Genomic DNA, 798 nt, shown 5'->3' with positions numbered 1-798 from the left:
GCCCCAGGCGTTGGCCGTGGCGCATAGCTGTTGTTCATCGAGACGCGTCAGGCGCCGATCGTCGAGCAATTGCTTGCCGGCGACCCAAAGGTGTTTCACACAGTCCCGGCCGGTGGCATAGATAAGCTGCGAAACCGGGTCATAAACCGGTTGCTGGGCCAGGCCAGACAGATCGAAGGCCACCATGTCCGCGGCCTTGCCGACTTCCAGCGAGCCCACTTCGRCTTCCAGCCCCAGCGCACGAGCCCCGTTGAGGGTCGCCATGCGCAAGGCGCGATGAGCGTCCAGGGCCGAGGCAGAGCCGGCAACGGCTTTGGCCAGCAGGGCGGCGGTACGGGTTTCGCCCAGCAGGTCGAGGTCATTGTTGCTGGCCGCGCCATCGGTGCCGACCGCCACATTGACTCCAGCCTGCCACAAGCGCTCCACCGGGCAAAAGCCGCTGGCCAGTTTCAGGTTCGATTCAGGGCAATGAATCACGCTGGTGTTGCTTTCTACCAGTAAGGCGAGGTCTTCTTCGCTGATTTGCGTCATGTGAACGGCCTGGAAGCGCGGTCCGAGCAGACCCAGGCGACCGAGGCGGGCCAATGGCCGCTCGCCACGCTGTTCGACCGAATACTGGACTTCGAAGGCTGTTTCGTGGACGTGCATGTGAATCGCTGCGTCCAGCTCCTCGGCGATTACCCGGATTTTTTCGAGGTTTTCGTCACCGACGGTGTAGGGTGCATGAGGGCCGAAGGTGATTTTGATGCGCGGATGATGCTTGAGGTCGCCGAACAGTTCGACGCCCTGACGGATAGC

Annotated in this window: 1 protein-coding gene; it reads right to left on the bottom strand. The window is 62.4% G+C overall.

Annotated features, from left to right (window positions below):
- A partial coding sequence (locus tag AC1DH9_RS30110) for an amidohydrolase family protein (protein ID WP_477809450.1) occupies positions 1-798 on the bottom strand: 798 nt, incomplete at both ends.

The sequence above is a fragment of the Pseudomonas sp. 05T35 genome, assembly GCF_056396605.1.
The sequence above is the reverse complement of the archived record's forward strand: the minus strand, read 5'-3'. Positions and strand labels throughout refer to the sequence as shown.